The following is a 19,876-nucleotide window of genomic DNA, read 5'->3' as shown; positions in this document are numbered from 1 at the left end:
GCCTTCCGGCGCTCCCCTGGGTGAATGAACGGGGAGGGCCCATGCCCTGCATGCTGGCGCCCGGCGACGGGTGCGGTCGAAGGTTTAGGACCAGGGCGAAACGATGGCGCGGGGCCGGGAGGGGGCGTAATGCTCAGGATCCACTTCACGGCCGACGACTTCGCCCGGGTCCGGTTCGCGCCCCGGCCGGCCCCGTTGCAGGAACTGAACGTCGCCCTGATGAAGATGTGCCTCCCCGGCGACGAGCTGCTCTTCGGCCGCTGGAGGCGCCGGCTGCTCCAGTCCCTGCCCGCCGCCGTCCGGCCGTTACGGGACCTGGTCCCCGCGGACGAGGCCCCCCTGTTCATCGACGTCTTCAGCGACAGCCTGCGCGAAGGACTCGACACCGTACGGGCTTCGCCCTCCGGCCTGGTCCGCTCCGAACTCGACCGCGTCTACGCCGGCCGCCCGTCCGCGCCCCCGCCGTGGATCCGCGACCTGCACCGCGGCGACGCCGACGCCTGGCAACTCGTCCGCCGCGCCCAGCATGCGGCCTTCGATACGGCACTGCGCCCCGTATGGCCCTTGGTGCAGGACCTGCACCGGGCGGAATTCACCCGCCACGCCCTGACCGTCGCCGAACACGGCATCGGCACCGCACTCGCCGAACTGCTCCCCGATGCCCAACTGAACGCCGGAATATGGGAGTTCGCGTTTCTCCCCGACGGCGACATCCCACTCCACGGCCGCGGCCTGGTGCTCCAGCCCACCTTCCACTGGACCGGCCGCCCCCTCATCTCCGACCTGCCCGACCGCCCCCTGTACCTGACCTACCCGGCCGGTACGGGTCTGCCGCTCACGCCAACCGGGGCGAACGGCACGCACGACGCGCTCTCCGGGGTCCTCGGCCGCACCCGCGTCGACATCCTGCACCGGCTCGCCGACGAGCACACCACCAGCGAACTCGCCCGTCGGCTGGGCGTCAGCAACGCCACCGCCTCCGCCCATGCGGCCGCGCTGCGCGGCGCGGGCCTGATCACCACGGTCCGCGCGGGACGGGCGGTCCTGCACCGGCGCACCGCCCTGGGGAGCCTGCTGGTGCAGCGGGGTGGCCGCACCCCGACCGCGTGACTCACGCGGCCGCCGCCAGCTCGCACCAGACGTACTTGCCCATGTCGCCGCTGCTCAGCAGCGGGTACCAGCCCCACTTGTCGGCGCAGGTGTGGACGAGGTCGAGGCCCCGCCCGCTCTCAGCGACCTCGACGAGGCGCAGCGCGGGCGCCGGCGGCGTGGGATCCGTGTCCCAGGCCCCGATACGCAGGATGCCGTCCGACCAGTGGAGCCGTAAGGCGGCGGGGCCCTTGGTGTGGCGTACGGCGTTGGTGATCAGCTCGGTGGCCAGCAGCTCCGCCGTCTCGATGAGGCGGGGCAGGCCGTGCGCGGTGAGGATGAGGCGCAGGGTGCGGCGGGTGATGGGGACGGCGCGCGGGTCGTTGGGGATGTAGAGGGAGTATTCCCGGGCTTCGTCGGCGTCGGCGACTTCGGGCATGCGTAACTCCGGTGTGCGAGAGGGGAGTTGAGGAGCGCTGCGGTCGGGCAGGCGGTGGCAGTGTCGCGGCCGTCGTGGCATGGCGGGGCGGTGCGCTTCCGGGTGCCGGATTTCGCAGCGTGTGTGCGATGCGTCACTGACGGTAGAGGTAAAACTTTCCCCCGGTCAAGCCGGGGTGAAATACTCGTACCTATCAACTCCCGCGAGAGAAGGGACGCATGGCCTCAAGGAGCGTCATCACCGCACGTCAGGAACGACTTGGCGCGGAGCTGCGCAAGCTCCGCGAGCGGGCGGGACTGAGGGGTCGGGATGCGGCGCGGGCTCTGGGCATCGCAGAGAGCAAGCTCTCCAGCACGGAGGCGGGCCGGGTGGGGGTGAGCGCGGAGCGCGTACGCCATCTGGCCAGCCAGTACGCATGCGACGACGCGGCCCTCGTCGATGCGCTGGCAGCCATGGCGACCGAGCGTGGGCGGGGCTGGTGGGAGGAGTTCAGGGAGCTGGTGCCTTCGGGGTATTTGGATGTGGCGGAACTGGAGCACCATGCCGCCGGCCTGTGGACTTTTCAGAGCGTGCACATCCCCGCTCTTCTCCAGACTGAAGCGCAGGTTCGGGCGATCTTCGCTTCTACGGTGCCGAAGCTGTCGGAGGAAGAGGTCGATGTACGGGTGCGGTTCCGCCTGAGGCGCCAGAAGCTGTCCGTGCCGTATATGGCTGTGATCCATGAGGCGGCGTTGCGTATCAGGGCTGCCGACAGCAAGGTGGCCCGAGGCCAGCTGCTCCATATCCTGAAGCAATCAGAACTTCCGCAAGTGACCGTGCAGATCGTCCCGTTCGCTGTAGACGGCTTTGCCGGAATCGGTGATCCGCTGGTGTACGCGAGTGGCCCCGTCCCGCAACTGGACACGGTCCTGATGGATACTCCGCACGGCGGGGCTCTGCTGGATGCAGAAGCGCAGCTCAGCCGCTATCGAGAGGTTCGCCGCAAGCTGGAGGACGCTGCACTGGGGGTCGTAGAGTCGAGGGACTTCATCCATCGCCTCGCGCAGAGCATGTGAAAGGTCCCGACATGGCACAGGGCATCGTGTGGCAGAAGTCCTCGTTCTCCGGCGGTGGCGACTCATCCGACTGTGTCGAACTCGCCGCCGTCGATAGCGGCGTACTCGTCCGCGAGAGCGACGCCCCGACCCAGGTCCTGTCGGTCACCCCGGCCGAACTCGCCGCGCTCATACGGCACGTGCGGGCCGAGGCGGAGTGACCGGGCGGCAGGCGTCCTCGCGCTGATCCGCCACGGGCACTCGCGCAGCCGGCGCGGGCCTGGCCGGTAAGCGTACGGCGGCCGCCTGGGCGACAACGGGACGTACACCACTTTCCGGATGTCGACGGCATACGCCGCACTTCGGGAGGGGCCGGGCCGTCACGGCCGATGGCGATGCGGTGAGTTACGGGCCTGCCACCAGGCGTTGTGTCGTTTCGCACTGTGGGCGCTCTTGCAAGCTCTTTGCAGGAGGCCTCACCATTGGCTGGTTACAGACCCTGCAGCGGAGACGGCCTGAGATGCACGTACCTGATGGATTCATCAATGCGCCGGTGTCGGTGGCGACCGGTGCGGTCGCCGCGGTCGCGGTCGCGGTCAGCCTGCGCGGTGCCCGGCGGGAGCTGGCGGGTGCGGTGCAGGGCGGAACCGGGGCGGGCGCGGAGCGTACGGCGCCGCTCGCCGGGCTGGTGGCGGCCTTTATTTTCGCGGTGCAGATGCTGAATTTCCCGGTCGCCGCCGGGACCAGTGGGCATCTGCTCGGCGGTGCGCTCGCGGCGATTCTGGTGGGCCCGTACACGGCCGTTCTGTGCGTGTCGGTGGTGTTGCTGATGCAGGGGGTGCTGTTTGCCGATGGCGGGCTGACGGCGCTGGGCGTGAATATCACCGATATGGCGATCGTGACGACAATCGTCGCGTATGCCATTTTCCGCGGGCTGGTGAAGGTGCTGCCGCGGCGGCGGCGTTCGGTCACGGTGGCGTCGTTCGTCGCCGCCCTGATCTCGGTGCCGGCCGCGGCGGTCGCGTTCACCGCGATTTACGCGCTGGGCGGGACCACGGATGTGCCGATCGGCAAGGTGTTCACCGCCATGGTGGGCGTGCATGTGCTGATCGGTATCGGTGAGGCCGTCATTACGGCGCTGACGGTGGGCGCGGTGATCGCCGTACGGCCGGACCTGGTGTACGGGGCGCGCGGGCTGGCCAAGCCGCTGGAGCTGCGGACGTCGCCGCTGGATGTTCCGGCGGCCGGGCCCGAAGACGTGACCACGGCGGCGCGCGAGGCCGAGCCGGCCGCCGCCACCCCGGCCCCCCGCCGGTCCGCCCGTCGCGTCTGGCTGGCCGGGCTCGCGGCGGCGCTGGTGTGCGCGGGCGGTGTCAGCTACTACGCCTCCGCCAGCCCCGACGGACTGGAGAAGGTCGCCCATGACCAGGGCATCGACAAGAAGGCCGAGGCCCACGCGAGCGAGGACTCGCCGCTCGCGGATTACAGCGTGAAGGACATCGGAAACGCGCGGCTGGCGGGCGGGCTCGCCGGAGTGATCGGGGTCGGTGCGACGCTGGCCGTCGGCACGGGCGTCTTCGTGGTGCTCCGGCGCCGCAAGGCGGCCGACGCTCCGGGTGGGTGTGTCTGATGGGTGCCGGGCACGCGCACAAGCTCTACCGGCACGGGCATTCGCCGGTGCACGCGCTGCCGCCGCATTGCAAAATCGCCGCCGTTTTCTGCTTTGTGCTGATCGTGGTGTCCACGCCGCGGGAGGCGGTCTGGGCGTTCGGGCTGTACGGGGTATTGATCGCGGCGGCCACGGCCGTGGCCCGGATTCCGGCCGGATTCCTGCTCAAGCGGTTGCTGATCGAGGTGCCGTTCGTGGCGTTTGCGTTGCTGATGCCCTTTGTTGCCGAGGGGCCGCGCACAGCCGTCCTCGGAATGAGCCTGAGCGAGTCCGGGCTGTGGGGAGCCTGGAACATTCTGGCAAAGGGAACGCTGGGGGTCGCCGCCTCCGTTCTGCTCGCCTCGACCACCGAATTGCGGGAATTGCTGCTGGGGCTGCAGCGGTTGCGGATGCCGCCGATGCTCGTACAGATCGCGTCCTTCATGATCCGCTACGGCGATGTGATCACCGACGAGATGCGGCGGATGCGGATCGCCCGGCTCTCGCGCGGTTTCGAGGCGCGCGGCGTACGGCACTGGGGAGTGCTCGCGAAGTCCGCCGGCGCGCTGTTCATCCGCTCCTACGAGCGGGGTGAGCGCGTGCACCTCGCCATGGTCAGCCGCGGCTACACCGGCACGATGCCCGCGCTCTCCGACGCCACCGCCACCCGCGCACAATGGACCCACGCCGCCGCGCTGCCCGTTGCCGCCCTTGCCGTATGTCTCCTGGGATGGACGCTTTGAGTACGACCACGCCGCCCCCCTCGCTCGACGTTTCCGGGCTCGCCTACGCCTACCCCGACGGGCATCAGGCGCTCTTCGGGGTCAATCTGTCCGTGGGGCGCGGCGAGCGGGTGGCGCTGCTGGGGCCCAATGGGGCAGGAAAGACCACCCTGGTCCTGCATCTCAACGGCATTCTCGAGGCGGGGGCCGGGTCCGTATCCGTCGCCGGGCTGCCGGTGGGCAAGAAGCACCTTGCCGAGATCCGGCGGCGGGTGGGGATTGTCTTTCAGGACCCCGATGACCAGTTGTTCATGCCGACCGTCCGGGAAGATGTCGCCTTCGGTCCTGCCGCCGCGGGACTTCGGGGTGCGGAGCTGGAGGAGCGGGTTACGGAGGCGCTCGAACGGGTCGGGATGGCCGGATTCGCCGACCGGCCGCCGCACCATTTGTCGTTCGGGCAGCGGCGCCGGGTTGCCGTGGCCACGGTGCTTGCCATGCGGCCGGAGATTCTTGTGCTGGACGAACCGTCGTCCAATCTCGATCCGGCATCGCGGCGTGAACTCGCGGATATTCTGCGGTCGTTGGATGTCACCGTGCTGATGGTGACGCATGATTTGCCGTATGCGCTGGAACTGTGTCCGCGGTCCGTTGTTCTGTCGGGCGGCGTGATGGTTGCGGACGGGACCACTCAGGAATTGCTGTGTGATGAGGAACTGATGCGGACCCATCGGCTGGAGTTGCCGTTCGGGTTTGACCCGCGGTCGGTGACCTCGCCCGTTTAGCCGGGCCACCGTTCCCTTTCGATGTGATGAACCCCACTGGCCAGGGCCCTGGTCATCAGCACTGATCTGCGCGTTGCACCATTGATGGGTCACCAAAGCGACGGATGAGTGGGAAGCGGGAATCAGTGGTGGACGTCCAGGGCACGGTCGAGGACGGCTTCGAGCCGGTCCGGGACGCCTTCGCGGACAACTTCGCACGGCGCGGTGAGCAGGGGGCGGCGGTCGCCGTGTACCTGCACGGGCGCAAGGTCGTGGACCTGTGGGGCGGGGTCAAGGACGGGGACGGCGCGACCTCGGAGCCCTGGGAGGCGGGGACCGCGCAGGTCGTCCGGTCCGCGACCAAGGGTGTGGCCGCGATCGTCCCGCTGCTGCTGCATCAGCGGGGGCTGCTCGATCTGGATGCGCCCGTCGGTACGTACTGGCCCGAATTCAAGGCCGCGGGAAAGGAGCGGGTGCTCGTCCGGCATCTGCTGTCACACCGGGCCGGGCTGCCTGTTCTGGATACGCCGCTTACGCCGGCTCAGGCCATTGACGGGATCAGCGGGCCCGCCGCGCTGGCCGCCCAGGAGCCCGCCTGGGAGCCCGGGACCGAGCACGGATATCACGCGCAGACCTATAGCTGGCTTATCGGTGAGCTGGTCCTGAGGGTTACCGGGCGCTCGCTCGGCAGCTGGGTTGCGGAGGAGATATCCGGGCCGCTGGGGCTTGATATGTGGATAGGGCTGCCGGCGGCCGTGCAATCCCGTGTCGGGCGGCTGGCGGAGATCGAGACCCCGTCGGCCGGGGCGGGCGGCGCGGGGCTGCGGGCGCGGCCCAAGCGGGCGGTTGCCGATGCCTATGCGGATCCTTCGTCGCTTACCCGGCGGGCGTTCGGCGCGATAGAGCCCGCGGCCGATGAGAATGACTTCGCCTATCGGGCCGCCGAGCTTCCGGCGTCGGCCGGAATTGCCACGGCGCGTTCCCTGGCCCGGTGTTATGCGGCATTGATCGGGCCGGTGGACGGGCATGCACGGTTGTTCGCCCCGGCTACGTTGACTCTCGCGCGTACCGAGGAGTCGGCCGGTCTTGACCGTACGTTGCTGGTGAATACCCGTTTCGGGCTGGGATTTATGTTGCACGGGCCGGCTTCGCCGCTCTTGGCGCCGGGTTCTTTCGGGCATCCGGGGCGTGGCGGCGCTCTCGCCTTTGCCGATCCCGAGAGCGGGTTCGCCTTTGGCTACGTCACCAATGGAATGCAGAAGAATGTGACGGCGGATCCTCGCGCCCAGGCCCTGTTGCGGGCCGCGGCTTCCCACGTTGCCGGGTGACCCTGCCGTAGGCCTTCCGTTGTTCTGTGCCTGCCTGCCTGCCTGCCTGCCTGCCTGCCTGCCTGCCTGCCTGCCTGGCGGCGGGACCGGGGGAGGTCGTGGGCCGGCCGCGGCCGCGTGGGCGCGGGGCCAGGTCTCCGGGACGTCGTCCGGGGGCTTATGCGGTCAGGCGGCGGATCAGGGCGACGAGCACCTCACGTTGGGCGTCAGGGGCGCTCCCGGTGCTCCCGGCGGCCGTGGGGGGCAGGATGCGGGTCAGCTGGGGCAGGGTGAACCACGAGGCGGTCAGGACGATGACCGCGCGCATCAGTTCGCCCGCGTCGATCTCGTCGGTCAGGGCGCCGGCCTGCTGGGCCCCGGTCACGGCGGCGATCTTCTCGGCATAGTGGGCGGTGCGCTCGCGTTCGGCGGCCACCGGGCCCTGGTGCAGCAGGCCCTCCCAGGCGAGCAGCCGGGCGAAGTGCGGGGCCCCGTGGTGGTAGTCGAAGATCCGGCCCGCGTAATCGCCCAGGTCAGCGGCCTGCTCCGGGGTGAGCGGTACCGCGGCGGCGACCTTTTCCAGCTCGGATTCCAAGACCGCGGCGAACAGCCGCTCCTTGCTGCCGAAGTACTGGTAGATCCGCTCTTTGTTGATCCCCGCGCGGGTGGCGATGCGGGCGACACGGGCGCCCTCGGGGCCGTGCTCGGCGAACTCCTCGACCGCCGCGTCGAGCAGGAGCTGTTGGGTGCGCGCTGTGTCCCAGGCCATCGCCTGACCCTAACCCCTGTCCAACCATTCGGTTGGACAGGGGCCGGGTCATGCGACAGACTCCAACCCAACGGTTGGAAATATGTCGCTGGAGGTCACGCTCCAGCGCTCCGAGGGGGGACCTCCATGTCCACGAACGAGTCCGTCGCCGCTGCGCCGTCCACTCACCGCCGCGCGCTGATCACCTGGCTCGCCATCTATCCGACGGTCACTCTCGTCCTCGGCCTGATCGGCCCGGCCACCGCGGGCCTGCCGCTGGTGCTGCGGACGCTGGTTCTCACCGCGATCGTCGTCCCGATAGCCGCGTACGTACTGATCCCGGCCCTGATGAAGGCCAACGCCGCGCTCACCCGCCGACGGCGCTGACCCGCGACATCCCGGAGCGGTGCGTGCCGGCAGGGTTTCCCGGCGCGGCAAGGGATGCGACAGTCGGCCCCAACCGTGGGAAGTGGGGAACATGCGACGGTTCGACGGGTACAGCGTGCTGATCACCGGTGCCGGACGGGGAATCGGGGAGGCCACGGCGCGCCGGCTGGCCGACGAGGGGGCGCGGGTCCTGGTGACCGATCGGGACGGCGCGCGGGCGGACCGGGCGGCTGCCGGGGTGCGCGAGGCGGGCGGCGTCGCCGAGGCGATGGTGTGCGACGTGGGGGACCGGGACGCCGTTGAGGCGGCCGTTGCGGCGGCGGTGCAGCGGTTCGGCGGGCTGGATGCGCTGGTCAACAACGCGTTTTCTCTCCATCCGGAGGCGCCGCTGTTCGAGGACGAAACGGATGAGGGGTGGGCGGCGGATCTCGATGTCTCGCTGGGCGGGGCGTTTCGCTGCGCGCGGGCCGCGATGCCGCATCTGGCTGCCGCGGGCGGGCGCGGCGCGATCGTCAACATCGGGTCGGTGAACGGGATTCATGACTTCGGCAACCATGCGTACAGCGCCGCCAAGGCGGGGCTGGCCAGCCTGACGCGCACGCTCTCCGGGCATGCCGGGCCGCGGGGCGTACGGGTCAATCTGGTGGCCCCGGGGACGGTCGACACCCCTGGATGGGAGGGGCGCGAGGACACGTTGCGCCGGGCGGCCGAGGTGTATCCGCTGAGGCGGGTCGGACGGCCGGCGGATGTTGCGGCGGCCGTGGCGTACCTGGCGTCGTCGGATGCGGCCTGGGTGACCGGGATTACGTTGCCCGTCGACGGCGGGGTGCTGGTCGCCCATCCGGAACTGCGGCGGGTGCTGCGCAAGCCGCGGTGAGGGGGTGAGGTGGCGCCGGCCGGGGTGTGCAACCCGAGGTCGGCGCCGGGCCGTTGGCTCATCCCGTATGCAGCATCAGGCCGATGCCCACCACCATCAAGCCTGCCGCGGCGATGCGGGGAGCGCCGAAGCGTTCCTTGAAGAACAGGGCTCCTATGGCGGCGCCGACGATGATCGAGGACTCGCGCAGGGCCGCGATCGGGGCCAAGGGGGCGCGGGTCTGGGCCCAGAGGACCAGGCCGTAGGCGAAGACGGACAGGATGCCGCCGGCCAGGCCGCGCAGGGCTATCGGGCGGAGTTCGGCCAGGAGTTGGCGGCGGCGGACGGCGAGGGCGTAGGCGGGGATGGCCAGGCCTTCGAGGATCATCAGCCAGGCGATATAGCCGAGAGGGGTGCCGGAGGCGCGTACGCCCAGGCCGTCGACGGTGGTGTAGGCGGCGATCGACAGGCCGGTGGCGAGGGCGGCGATGATGGCCGGCCAGTGGGGCTTGGTCTCCGCGCCACGGATGCCCCACAGGGCCACGCCCACCAGGCCTGCGGAGGCCAGGGCCACGCCCGCCAGGGCCCAGGTGTTGGGGACCTCGTGGACGAAGACGGCGGCCAGGACGGTGACCACCAGCGGCGCGGTGCCGCGGGCTATCGGGTACATCTGGCCGAAGTCACCCAGCCGGAACGACTGCATGAGCAGGGCCTGGTAGACGACGTGGAGGACGGCGGAGGCGAGGAGGTAGGGCCAGGCGCCGGCGGCGGGGAGCGGTGTGAAGGCGGTCATGGCCACGCCGCAGAGGGCGCCGCCGCCGCCGACCAGGGTGAAGGCCAGGAGCTGGTCGCGTATGCCGTGGGCGATGGCGTTCCAGCTGGCGTGGGTGATGGCGGCTATCAGGACGGCCGCGACGACGAGCGGGGTCACGCGGTGCGCTCGCGCACGTCCACGATGCGGCCCTGGGCGTACCCGATCAGGGATTTCGGGTCGAGCGGGAAGACGGTGTGCGGGGTGCCGGCGGCGGCCCAGACCGTGCCGTGCTCCAGCAGGCCGCGGTCGGCCAGGACGCGGGTGCGGGTGCGGTGCCCGAAGGGCGGGACACCGCCGATCGCGTAGCCGGTGGTCTCGCGGACGAGATCGGCGTCCGCGCGGCTGACCTTGGCGGCGCCGAGTTCGGTCCGTACGCGTCCCACGTCGACGCGCGAGGACCCGTCCATCAGCACCAGGACCGGCTCCCCATCCCCATGGCCGGCCCCCTGGGGGGACCCCCATGCCGTGAAGATCAGCGACTTGACGATCTGGGCGAGATCGCAGCCGATGGCCGCGGCGGCCTCGGCGGCGGTGCGGGTGGCCTCGGGGAAGCGGCGGACCTCGACGGTCAGGCCCAGTTCGGCGAGCGCCTCGGCGAAGCGGGGGTGGGCCTGGGAGCTGGGGCTTTCTGGCGTGGGGGTGGCGGACGCGGAATCGCTCATGGCCCGCACGCTAGCGAAAGCTGTACGGGCCATGCGAACGAAATCCGGACGGTGAGACGAGGGGCACGCGGCGGTGCCCGGACGGCTCAGCCCGCGGTGAGGATGGAGCGGACCACCGGGCCCGCGTTGGAGCCGCCGTGACCGCTCGCCGGGACGACGGCCGCCGCGGCGAGGTCGTCGCGGTAGGCGGTGAACCAGGCGTTGGGCTTCTTCTGGTTGTCGACCTCGGCCGAGCCGGTCTTGGCGCCGATGTCACCGCCGACGCCGGCCATCGCCTCGGCGGCCGTACCGGAGGTGGCGGTCAGCTTCATCAGCGACTTCAGGCCGGACTGGGTGGACGGCTTCAGGGCGCGGGCGGCCTTGGCGAAGGTCCGGTTGTCCAGCGACGGCGCGACGATGTACGGCTGGTGGAAGGAGCCGGCGTGGACCGTGGCGGCGAACGTGGCGACGTTGAGCGGGTTCATCCGCACGCCGCCCTGCCCGATCAGCGAGGCCGCCATCTGCGCGTCCTGCTGCACCGGCACCGCGCCGTCGAAGGTGGGGATGCCGGTCTGCCAGTTCAGCCCGATGCCGAAGACGTCCCGGGCCTCGTTCGTCAGATCGTCGTTCTTGAGCTTCGGCGCCATCGAGATGAAGGCGTTGTTGCAGGACGCGGCGAAGCTCTGCGCGAAGGTGCCGTCCTTGATCTCGGACTTGCCGTCGTTCTGGAACTTCCAGCCGCCGACCGTGAAGTACTTGGGGCACGGGTGCTTCTTGGTGGGCGAGGTCAGGCCCTTGTCCAGGAACATCGCCGAGGTGATGATCTTCATCGTCGAGCCGGGGGCGTACGACCCCTGGGTGGCCGTGTTGAAGCCCTTCGCCGGGGAGTTGGCGAGCGCCAGGATCTCGCCGGTGCTGGGCTTGACCGCGGCCGCCGAGGCGGACTTCTTGCCGCTGATCGCCTTCTCGGCCACCGACTGGAGCTTGGCGTCCAGGGTGGTCTTGAGCGTGCCCGGGGTGCCCTTGGAGAGCACCTTCAGCGTCTTGTCGGGCTGCTGCTCGGCAGGCTTGGCGCTCGTGGCGCGGTGGATGAACAGCTCCACACCGGGCTTGCCGTTGGTCTTGGCGCCGTACTTGTCGCGCAGGCTGTCCAGGATCCCGGCCAGCGTCGGGTGCGCCTCGGGCGTCAGCTCGACACCGTTACGGTCGACGGCCTTGATCGGCGGCGCCTCGGCCTCGCCGGTACGCAGCTCGTCGCCCTTGGCCAGGCCCGGGTAGAGGGCCGACGGCTGCCAGGCGATCCGCGGCTTGCCGGTGGTCTTGTCGCGCTGCACATTCACCGAAGTGCTGTACGTGAACGGCGCCTTGGTGCCGTTGTAGTCGATCTGGGCGGCGACGGTGTACGGCGCCTTGTCGCCCGTCGGCGTGCCCGGCGTCACCGTCACCTTCGAGAACCGCGCCTTCTTGCTGAAGGACGCCAGCGCGCTCTTGGCGGTCTCGGGGCTGTCCGTCAGCCCGGCGGCCTTGTCGGCGTCGCCGGACTGCCAGGCGTTCAGGAATTCCTGCGACGTCGCCTGCACTTCCTTCACGCTGAGCGGGCCGGTCTTCACGCCAGGCGCGTTGTCACCCGACTTGGCGTCCGCCGATGTGACCTGCTGCGGCGACTTGTCGTCGTCCGAGCCACCGAACAGCGTGAAGCCGCCGACGACTCCGGCCACCAGGGCCACCGATCCGCCGATCAGCCCGTACTTCACCTCGCGGCGCATGCCACCGATCCCCTCCCAGAGAACTCGTCCTTGAATACGCACACAAGAACGTGCGTCGCACTCTAAGGGACACGGGCAAGTGAACGAGTCCCGATCAGTCTCGATCTGGGCACGGTACGGTGACGCGCTGTTGTGGGGTTGTCATGGACCCGTGACCCTCGGGCGGCGGGCCGGGCAGCGCATCAGACCCAGCTGTCGAACCACATCCGACCGTGCCACGCCGACTTCGGGATCGGCGTGCCCGTGTAGAGCGGATAGAAGTAGATGAAGTTCCAGATGATGAGGAGAACGAGGACGCCCGCGCCCACCGTCCCGATCGTGTGCCGGCGTTCGTTCGCGCCCGGCGGGCCGATGATCGCGCCGATCATCATGGCCAGCGCCAGACACAGGAACGGGACGAAGACGACGGCGTAGAAGAGGAAGATGGTCCGCTCCTGGTAGAGGAACCAGGGGAGGTAGCCCGCGGCGACGCCGCAGACGATGGCGCCCGCTCGCCAGTCGCGGATGAAGAGCCAGCGGTAGAGGGCGTAGAGCAGGGCGAAGCAGGCGGCCCACCACAGGAGCGGGGTGCCCAGGGCCAGGACCTCGCGGGCGCAGCCTTCGGCGGCGGTGCAGCCCTGGGAGCCGGCGGCGGGGTCCTTGTAGAAGTACGAGACGGGGCGGCCCAGGACCAGCCAGCTCCAGGGGTTGGACTGGTAGGTGTGCGGGGTGGTCAGGCCGGTGTGGAAGGCGTAGACCTCGGTCTGGTAGTGCCACAGGCTGCGCAGCCAGTCGGGCAGCCAGGTCCAGGAGCCGGTGTGCCCCTCGGGGGTGGTCGCCCAGTCGCGGTAGTAGCCGCCCTTGGTGGCGATCCAGCCGGACCACGAGGCGAGGTAGGTGGCGAGGGCGACGACGACGGTGGCGCCGAAGGCGGGGAGGACGTCGCGGCGGACGGTGGAGCGGAAGGGGCGGCGGGCGCCGGCGGTGCGGCGGGCCGCGACGTCCCAGAGGACCGCCATCAGGGCGAAGGCGGCGAGGTAGTAGAGGCCGTTCCACTTGGTGGCGGAGGCCAGGCCGAGGCAGAGGCCGGCCGCGATACGCCAGGGGCGCCAACCGAGGCGCAGCCGGTCGCCGACGGTGTCGTCCGGGCGGGCCAGGCCGTCCGGACCTACGGGCAGGGCCGCGGCCAGCCGGGCCCGGGTGCGGTCCCGGTCCACCAGGAGACAGCCGAAGGCGGCCACCACCCAGAACATCACGATGAGGTCGAGGAGGGCGGTGCGGCTCATCACGAAGTGCAGGCCGTCGAACGCCAGGAGGGTGCCGGCCAGGCAGCCCAGGGCCGTGGAGCGCATCAGGCGGCGGCCGATGCGGCAGATGAGCAGGACGGACAGGGTGCCCAGGAGGGCGACCATGAAGCGCCAGCCGAAGGGGTTCATGCCGAACACCCACTCGCCCAGGGCGATCAGCCATTTGCCCATGGGCGGATGGACGACGTACGAGGCCTGGGGGGAGAGCAGGATCTTCGGGTGTGGATCGATGAGCGCCGCGTTGGCGTTCTTGTCCCAGGTGCCCTCGTAGCCGTACTGGAGCAGCGACCAGGCGTCCTTGGGGTAGTACGTCTCATCGAATATCACGTCGTGCGGGCTGCCCAGGTGCCAGAAGCGCAGGACGCCCGCGAGCAGCGCCACCAGGAGCGGGCCGCCCCAGGCCGACCAGCGGGCCAGCCGCCCGGCGGCGAGCGGGCCCACGCCGAGCAGCGCCCACAGCCGGCTCCCGGGCTCCGGGAAAGCGGGCACCAGCCGCGCGCGGAGATCGCCTTGCGGGCGGCCCGGGTAACCGAAGCGGCGCAGCCGCCGCTGCCACACGGGGGGCTGCTGGGCCGGGTATCCGGCGCGGTGCGCGCCGGCCTCGGTCGCGGTGGTGTCACTCGTCACCCGGCCCATCGTAGGGAAGCAGTCTGTGGACCGGCGTTTGGTGCCACGGACCGGGGCGCCGCGCCGTCGAGGTTGTGGTCAACAGGTTCTCCGGAACCGGCGACGGCTCCTGCCTCGGTCCTGCCCGCCGCGGGGCGCCCGCGCCGCCCTGGGAGGATGGGTGTGTGACTGGAACGCTGGTACTTGCAGGGACGCCCATCGGCGAGATCGCGGACGCGCCGCCGCGGCTGGCCACCGAGCTGGCGGCCGCCGATGTGATCGCCGCCGAGGACACCCGGCGGCTGCGCCGGCTGACCCAGGCGCTGGACGTGCAGCCGTCCGGGCGGATCGTGTCGTACTTCGAGGGCAACGAGGCGGCGCGGACGCCGGAGCTGGCCGATGCGCTGGCGGGCGGGGCGCGGGTGCTGCTGGTCACCGACGCCGGGATGCCGTCCGTCTCCGACCCCGGCTACCGGCTGGTGGCGGCGGCGGTGGAGCGCGGGGTGAAGGTCACCGCCGTGCCGGGCCCGTCCGCGGTGCTCACCGCCCTCGCGGTGTCCGGCCTGCCGGTGGACCGCTTCTGTTTCGAGGGATTCCCGCCCCGGAAGGCGGGCGAGCGGCTCTCGCGGCTGCGCGAGGTGGCCGGCGAGCGCCGCACCCTGGTCTATTTCGAGGCCCCGCACCGCCTGGACGACACCCTCGCCGCGATGGCCGAGGTCTTCGGCGCGGACCGGCGGGCCGCCGTCTGCCGCGAGCTGACCAAGACGTACGAGGAGGTCAAGCGGGGGACGCTGGGGGAGCTGGCGCCGTGGGCCGCCGAGGGGGTACGGGGCGAGATCACCGTCGTGGTGGAGGGCGCTCCGGAGACCGGGCCGCAGGAGCTGGGGCCGGAAGAGCTGGTGCGCCGGGTGCGGGTGCGCGAGGAGGCGGGGGAGCGCCGTAAGGAGGCCATCGCGGCGGTTGCGGCGGATGCGGGGCTGCCCAAGCGGCAGGTTTTTGACGCGGTGGTCGCGGCGAAGAACGCGACTCGGCCAGAACCGGCCCACGGGAAGGTAAATGACGGGCCTGGAAGGTAAAGGCAGCGGCCGCGCAGTCGGGTGTTTTACCTGCCACCTGTCAAATCTGGGCCAATAGGCAGCAGCTCAGCTGCGCATCCGGCCGAAATGGGCGTCCACTGGGGGTGGGACGTACGGTCCCGGAAACCTTGCCTTGTCCTATGGACAAGAGGGAGCGCACATGAGCGACATCGCGAAGACCACCAGCACTCCGGCGCGCGGAGATTCCCCTTTTCCCCGGTCCGCCGAGCCTGCGGCACGTGAGGCGTATGCCTTCGCGTGCATGAAATGCGGGCGCGGCTGGGAGCAGGCGTACGAGATAGAGCACCCGGTGGACGCCAAGGGCGACCTGCACGTCATCTACTACGCGGACGGCGAGCGCGTGCCGTCCCCGTTGACCCGGCCCACGTGCCTGAGCTGCGGCAGCAACGTCGTACGGATCATGCGCTCCGGCCAGGTCTCGTTGGTCTCCGACGCGATAGCGAACATGCACCAGCGCCAGTCCGGCAACGGCAGGAAAAAGGCCGCTCCCGCAACGGGTCCGCAGGCCGCCGAGGGCCGTTCGGGCAGCACCGCCGAACAGGGCGAGCGCCACCACTGGCACCTCTCCGACCTGCTGCATCCCTTCCAGCACCACCGCAAGTGACCGTCCCGCACCACCGCAGGTGAGCGCCGGCCGCGGTCCTCGTAGGATCGCGGCCATGGCACCGCAGGACGACAAGACCACCCCGCCGCCGCTGCCCGAACCGCTTCGGGTGCCGGTCGCGGACTCGCACACCCACCTCGACATGCAGGAAACCCCCGTCGAGGAGGCGCTCGCCAAGGCCGCCTCGGTCGGGGTGACGACGGTGGTCCAGGTGGGCTGCGACCTGGCCGGTTCGCGCTGGGCCGCGGACACCGCCGCCGCATACGACAGCGTGCACGCGGCCGTCGCGCTGCATCCGAACGAGGCGCCCCGGATCGTCCTCGGGGACCCCGACGGCTGGTCGCGACAGGGCGCGCGGCAGCCCGGCGGGGACGCCGCCCTGGACGCGGCGCTGGACGGGATCGACGCACTCGCCGCCCGCCCCGAGGTCCGCGGCGTCGGCGAGACCGGCCTCGACTACTTCCGTACGGGCCCCGACGGCATGGCCGCCCAGCAGCGGTCCTTCCGCGCCCATATCGAGATCGCCAAACGGCACGGCAAGGCCCTGGTCATCCACGACCGGGAAGCCCACGAGGACGTGCTGCGGATCCTGCGCGAGGAGGGCGCGCCCGAACGCGTCGTCTTCCACTGCTACTCCGGCGACGCCGCCATGGCCGAGATCTGCGCCGAGGCCGGCTACTTCATGTCCTTCGCCGGCAACGTCACCTTCAAGAACGCCCAGCCGCTGCGCGACGCGCTCGCCGTCGCCCCGCCCGAACTGGTGCTCGTCGAGACCGACGCCCCCTTCCTCACCCCCGTGCCGTACCGCGGACGAGCGAACGCGCCCTATCTGATTCCGCTCACGCTGCGCGCGATGGCCGAGGTCAAGGGGATGCCTGAGGACGCGCTGGCCTCGGCCGTCGCGGCGAACACGGCCCGCGCCTTCGACTACTGACCCCCGCGCGCCCGAAAGACGCGATCACGTTCCGTAGTCGACCGGCTTTGGATGGTGACCGTTGCTCCGCTACCCTCCGGCCGTCAACCGGATCTGTGGCATCTGGAGCGTCGTGAGTCATTCGCAGAGCAGCCACCGCGCCGCGCGCGGCCGTCGCAGGCGCGCCCCCCAGCGCCCGGAAACGCTACGGCGGCTGCTGCCGCGGGCCCTGGTCGTGGCCTTCCTCGCCGGCGGCACCACCGCCTTCATCGCCCACGACAAGGCGATCCGGCTCAGCGTCGACGGCAACCCACGCACCCTGCACACCTTCGCCGCCGACGTCGAGGACCTGCTCGACGACGAGAAGCTGGACATCGGCGGGCATGACATCGTCGCGCCCGCCCCCGGCGCCGAGCTCCGCAGCGGCGACGAGGTCGTCGTCCGGCACGGCCGTCCCGTCGTCCTCACCCTCGACGGACAGCGCCGCCAGGTGTGGACCACCGCCGAGACCGTGAACGGCGCGCTGCGCCAGCTCGGGGTACGGGCCGAGGGCGCCCATCTCTCCAGCTCCCGTTCCCTCCGCATCGAGCGGCACGGCCTGGAGCTGGCCGTACGCACCGAACGCTCGGTGGTCTTCGTCGCCGACGGCCGCGAATACCGCATCCGCACCAACGCCGCCACCGTCCGCGAGGCCCTGGCCCAGGCCGGGCTCACGCTGCACGGCCAGGACACCACCTCGGTGCCGCCGGAGAGCTTCCCGCGCGAGGGGCAGAGTGTCTCGGTCATGCGGATCACCGGCTCCAAGGAGGTACGGGAGCGGTCGATCCCCTTCCGTACGGTCACGAAGCGGGACCCCTCACTGGCCGTCGGCACCGAGTCCGTGGTGCAGCAGGGGCGGCCCGGCGTGCGGCGGGTCACCTACCGCCTGCGCACCGTCAACGGCGTCAAGCAGAAGCCGCAGCGGCTGGATACGGACGTGGTGCATGCGCCCCGCCCGCAGATCGTGCACATCGGCACCAGGGTCCTGCCCGCCTCCGTCGCCGGAGCCGACCATCTCGCCTGGGAATCGCTGGCGCAGTGCGAGGCGGGCGGGCGGCCGGACGCGGTCGATGCGTCGGGGAACTACGGCGGGCTCTACCAGTTCGACGTCGGCACCTGGCACGCCCTCGGAGGCAACGGCCGGCCGCAGGACGCCCCCGCCCAGGAGCAGACCTTCCGCGCGAAGAAGCTGTACGTGACCCGGGGGGCGAGCCCCTGGCCGGTCTGCGGCCGTAAGCTTCACGGGTGAGTAAGACCCCCACCGACGAGTCCGGCCCCCTTCTCGGGCCCGCCGACATCCGCGAGCTGGCCGCCACGCTCGGCGTACGGCCCACCAAGCAGCGCGGCCAGAATTTCGTCATCGACGCCAATACGGTCCGCCGGATCGTACGAACCGCCGGTGTCCGGCCCGACGATGTCGTGGTCGAGGTCGGGCCCGGTCTCGGATCGCTGACCCTGGCGCTGCTGGAGGCCGCCGACCGGGTCATCGCCGTCGAGATCGACGAGGTGCTGGCGGCCGCGCTGCCGGGCACCGTCGCCGCCCGGCTGCCCGCGCGCGCCGACCGCTTCGCGCTGGTGCACACCGACGCGATGCACGTCACCGAGCTGCCCGGCGCCGCGCCCACCGCGCTGGTCGCCAACCTCCCCTACAACGTCGCGGTCCCGGTGCTGCTGCACATGCTGGCGACCTTCCCCACCATCGACCGCACCCTGGTCATGGTGCAGGCCGAGGTCGCCGACCGGCTTGCGGCCCGCCCCGGCAACAAGGTCTACGGCGTGCCGTCGGTCAAGGCCAACTGGTACGCCGAGGTCAAGCGGGCCGGCTCCATCGGCCGTAATGTCTTCTGGCCCGCGCCGAACGTCGACTCCGGGCTGGTCTCCCTCGTACGGCGTCAGAAGCCGCTGGAGACGACGGCGAGCCGGGACGAGGTCTTCGCGGCCGTCGACGCCGCCTTCGCGCAGCGCCGCAAGACGCTGCGGGCCGCGCTGTCGGGGTGGGCAGGATCGGCCGCGGCGGCGGAGGCCGCGCTGGTCGCCGCGGGGATTTCGCCGCAGGCCCGCGGCGAGGCGCTGACCGTGGAAGAGTTCGCGCGGATCGCCGAGCACAAGCCAGGGACAGAGGGAGACGCGGGATGAGGGCAGGCGCGACGAACAGCGCATCGGTCACCGTACGGGTGCCGGCCAAGGTCAACGTCCAGCTGGCGGTGGGCGCGGCCCGGCCCGACGGCTTCCACGACCTGGCGAATGTGTTCCTGGCCGTCGGCCTCTACGACGAGGTCACCGCCACCCCCTCGGACACCCTGCGGATCACCGCCGAGGGCCATGACGTCGACCAGATCCCGCTGGACCGTACGAACCTGGCGGCCCGCGCCGCCGAGCTCCTCGCGGCCCGGCACGGCATCGAGCCGAACGTCCACCTCCACATCACCAAGGACATCCCGGTCGCGGGCGGTATGGCGGGCGGCAGCGCGGACGCCGCCGGCGCCCTGCTCGCCTGCGACACCCTCTGGTCCACGGGCGCCGACCGCGCCGAACTCCTCGACATCTGCGCCGAGTTGGGCAGCGATGTCCCCTTCAGCCTGGTCGGCGGCGCGGCGCTGGGCCACGGCCGCGGCGAGCTGCTGACCCCGCTGACCGTCGGCGGCGCCTTCCACTGGGTCTTCGCGGTCGCCGACGGGGGGCTGTCCACCCCGGCCGTCTACCGCGAATTCGACCGCCTGACGGAGGGCACGGACGTCCCCGAGCCGACGGCCGCCCCCGAACTGCTGGCTGCCCTGGAGACCGGCCACGCCACGGCCCTCGCCGCCGCCCTCGCCAACGACCTCCAGCCCGCCGCGCTCTCCCTGCGGCCCGCCCTCGGGGCCACCCTGGATGCCGGCACCGCCGCCGGCGCCCTGGCCGCCCTGGTCTCCGGCTCCGGACCGACCACCGCCTTCCTGGTCAAGGACGCGGACGCGGCACAGCAGGTCGCGGCCGCACTGCTGGCCTCCGGCACCTGCCGCCAGGTACGGGTCGCCGATGCACCGGCGCCGGGCGCGACGCTGGTGTGAGCCGTCGGGCCACCGGGCTCGTACGAGGTCCCGGTGGCGCCATGGGATCCTGGAAGCTGCCCCACTGAG

Annotated in this window: 21 protein-coding genes; 15 read left to right on the top strand and 6 right to left on the bottom strand. The window is 71.2% G+C overall.

The window, feature by feature from the left end; all coding sequences use genetic code 11:
• The first annotated feature begins 129 nt into the window (after window positions 1-129).
• Window positions 130-1,110, top strand: coding sequence for a winged helix-turn-helix domain-containing protein (locus ACZ4S3_RS26805; RefSeq protein ID WP_467938391.1), 981 nt, complete (start codon window positions 130-132; stop codon window positions 1,108-1,110).
• A 1-nt stretch (window position 1,111) separates the two neighbouring features.
• Here ACZ4S3_RS26805 and ACZ4S3_RS26800 read toward each other — a convergent pair whose 3' ends face one another.
• On the bottom strand, window positions 1,112-1,528 hold the full coding sequence (locus tag ACZ4S3_RS26800) for an ATP-binding protein (protein WP_467938389.1): 417 nt from the start codon (window positions 1,526-1,528) through the stop codon (window positions 1,112-1,114).
• Between the two features lie 218 nt (window positions 1,529-1,746).
• Between ACZ4S3_RS26800 and ACZ4S3_RS26795 the strand changes: the two genes are divergently transcribed.
• The 6 genes from ACZ4S3_RS26795 to ACZ4S3_RS26770 all read left to right on the top strand — a co-directional run bounded on the left by ACZ4S3_RS26795 (window position 1,747) and on the right by ACZ4S3_RS26770 (window position 7,021).
• Complete coding sequence (locus ACZ4S3_RS26795) at window positions 1,747-2,583, top strand: helix-turn-helix domain-containing protein (RefSeq protein WP_467938387.1); 837 nt, start codon at window positions 1,747-1,749, stop codon at window positions 2,581-2,583.
• Window positions 2,584-2,594: 11 nt separating this feature from the next.
• Window positions 2,595-2,783, top strand: coding sequence for a DUF397 domain-containing protein (locus tag ACZ4S3_RS26790; RefSeq protein ID WP_467938385.1), 189 nt, complete (start codon window positions 2,595-2,597; stop codon window positions 2,781-2,783).
• 299 nt (window positions 2,784-3,082) lie between these two features.
• A complete protein-coding gene (locus tag ACZ4S3_RS26785) occupies window positions 3,083-4,192 on the top strand; it encodes an energy-coupling factor ABC transporter permease (protein ID WP_467938383.1) in 1,110 nt (369 codons plus the stop codon).
• The gene (cbiQ, locus tag ACZ4S3_RS26780) at window positions 4,192-4,953 is read left to right on the top strand and encodes a cobalt ECF transporter T component CbiQ (protein WP_467938382.1); all 762 of its coding nucleotides are present in this window, start codon (window positions 4,192-4,194) and stop codon (window positions 4,951-4,953) included. Before ACZ4S3_RS26785 ends, cbiQ begins: the two co-directional genes overlap by 1 nt.
• The gene (locus ACZ4S3_RS26775) at window positions 4,929-5,714 is read left to right on the top strand and encodes an energy-coupling factor ABC transporter ATP-binding protein (RefSeq protein ID WP_467938380.1); all 786 of its coding nucleotides are present in this window, start codon (window positions 4,929-4,931) and stop codon (window positions 5,712-5,714) included. Before cbiQ ends, ACZ4S3_RS26775 begins: the two co-directional genes overlap by 25 nt.
• A 104-nt stretch (window positions 5,715-5,818) precedes the next feature.
• On the top strand, window positions 5,819-7,021 hold the full coding sequence (locus ACZ4S3_RS26770; protein ID WP_467938378.1) for a serine hydrolase domain-containing protein: 1,203 nt from the start codon (window positions 5,819-5,821) through the stop codon (window positions 7,019-7,021).
• 157 nt (window positions 7,022-7,178) lie between these two features.
• Here ACZ4S3_RS26770 and ACZ4S3_RS26765 read toward each other — a convergent pair whose 3' ends face one another.
• Window positions 7,179-7,769, bottom strand: coding sequence for a TetR/AcrR family transcriptional regulator (locus ACZ4S3_RS26765; protein WP_467938376.1), 591 nt, complete (start codon window positions 7,767-7,769; stop codon window positions 7,179-7,181).
• A gap of 126 nt (window positions 7,770-7,895) precedes the next feature.
• Between ACZ4S3_RS26765 and ACZ4S3_RS26760 the strand changes: the two genes are divergently transcribed.
• Both ACZ4S3_RS26760 and ACZ4S3_RS26755 read left to right on the top strand, forming a co-directional pair.
• Window positions 7,896-8,135, top strand: coding sequence for a putative antibiotic biosynthesis monooxygenase (locus ACZ4S3_RS26760; protein WP_467938374.1), 240 nt, complete (start codon window positions 7,896-7,898; stop codon window positions 8,133-8,135).
• Between the two features lie 91 nt (window positions 8,136-8,226).
• Window positions 8,227-9,012, top strand: a complete 786-nt coding sequence (locus tag ACZ4S3_RS26755; RefSeq protein ID WP_467938372.1) for an SDR family NAD(P)-dependent oxidoreductase — start codon at window positions 8,227-8,229, stop codon at window positions 9,010-9,012.
• A 58-nt stretch (window positions 9,013-9,070) separates the two neighbouring features.
• Here ACZ4S3_RS26755 and ACZ4S3_RS26750 read toward each other — a convergent pair whose 3' ends face one another.
• From ACZ4S3_RS26750 to ACZ4S3_RS26735, 4 genes are all read right to left on the bottom strand, one after another.
• Window positions 9,071-9,922, bottom strand: coding sequence for an EamA family transporter (locus ACZ4S3_RS26750; RefSeq protein WP_467938370.1), 852 nt, complete (start codon window positions 9,920-9,922; stop codon window positions 9,071-9,073).
• Window positions 9,919-10,467: a YbaK/EbsC family protein gene (locus ACZ4S3_RS26745; RefSeq protein WP_467938368.1), complete on the bottom strand. Its 549-nt coding sequence runs from the start codon at window positions 10,465-10,467 to the stop codon at window positions 9,919-9,921. The genes ACZ4S3_RS26750 and ACZ4S3_RS26745 overlap by 4 nt, the downstream gene beginning before the upstream one ends.
• A gap of 86 nt (window positions 10,468-10,553) precedes the next feature.
• Window positions 10,554-12,212 carry a penicillin-binding transpeptidase domain-containing protein gene (locus ACZ4S3_RS26740; protein ID WP_467938366.1) on the bottom strand — a complete coding sequence of 553 codons (1,659 nt, stop codon included), beginning with the start codon at window positions 12,210-12,212 and terminating at the stop codon, window positions 10,554-10,556.
• Between the two features lie 182 nt (window positions 12,213-12,394).
• On the bottom strand, window positions 12,395-14,134 hold the full coding sequence (locus tag ACZ4S3_RS26735) for a dolichyl-phosphate-mannose--protein mannosyltransferase (RefSeq protein ID WP_467938364.1): 1,740 nt from the start codon (window positions 14,132-14,134) through the stop codon (window positions 12,395-12,397).
• Window positions 14,135-14,289: 155 nt separating this feature from the next.
• Here ACZ4S3_RS26735 and rsmI point away from each other — a divergent pair, with 155 nt between their 5' ends.
• The 6 genes from rsmI (at window position 14,290) to ACZ4S3_RS26705 (ending at window position 19,807) form a co-directional block, all read left to right on the top strand.
• Window positions 14,290-15,180: a 16S rRNA (cytidine(1402)-2'-O)-methyltransferase gene (rsmI, locus tag ACZ4S3_RS26730; protein ID WP_467938362.1), complete on the top strand. Its 891-nt coding sequence runs from the start codon at window positions 14,290-14,292 to the stop codon at window positions 15,178-15,180.
• 160 nt (window positions 15,181-15,340) lie between these two features.
• Window positions 15,341-15,805: a hypothetical protein gene (locus ACZ4S3_RS26725; RefSeq protein WP_467938360.1), complete on the top strand. Its 465-nt coding sequence runs from the start codon at window positions 15,341-15,343 to the stop codon at window positions 15,803-15,805.
• A gap of 55 nt (window positions 15,806-15,860) precedes the next feature.
• Complete coding sequence (locus ACZ4S3_RS26720; RefSeq protein WP_467938358.1) at window positions 15,861-16,739, top strand: TatD family hydrolase; 879 nt, start codon at window positions 15,861-15,863, stop codon at window positions 16,737-16,739.
• Window positions 16,740-16,851: 112 nt separating this feature from the next.
• A complete protein-coding gene (locus tag ACZ4S3_RS26715; RefSeq protein ID WP_467938356.1) occupies window positions 16,852-18,006 on the top strand; it encodes a ubiquitin-like domain-containing protein in 1,155 nt (384 codons plus the stop codon).
• The gene (rsmA, locus tag ACZ4S3_RS26710; protein ID WP_467938354.1) at window positions 18,003-18,893 is read left to right on the top strand and encodes a 16S rRNA (adenine(1518)-N(6)/adenine(1519)-N(6))-dimethyltransferase RsmA; all 891 of its coding nucleotides are present in this window, start codon (window positions 18,003-18,005) and stop codon (window positions 18,891-18,893) included. The genes ACZ4S3_RS26715 and rsmA overlap by 4 nt, the downstream gene beginning before the upstream one ends.
• Window positions 18,890-19,807, top strand: a complete 918-nt coding sequence (locus ACZ4S3_RS26705; RefSeq protein WP_467938353.1) for a 4-(cytidine 5'-diphospho)-2-C-methyl-D-erythritol kinase — start codon at window positions 18,890-18,892, stop codon at window positions 19,805-19,807. Before rsmA ends, ACZ4S3_RS26705 begins: the two co-directional genes overlap by 4 nt.
• Window positions 19,808-19,876 lie beyond the last annotated feature (69 nt).

The organism is Streptomyces sp. NPDC028368 (assembly GCF_055565615.1).
The sequence above is the reverse complement of the archived record's forward strand: the minus strand, read 5'-3'. Positions and strand labels throughout refer to the sequence as shown.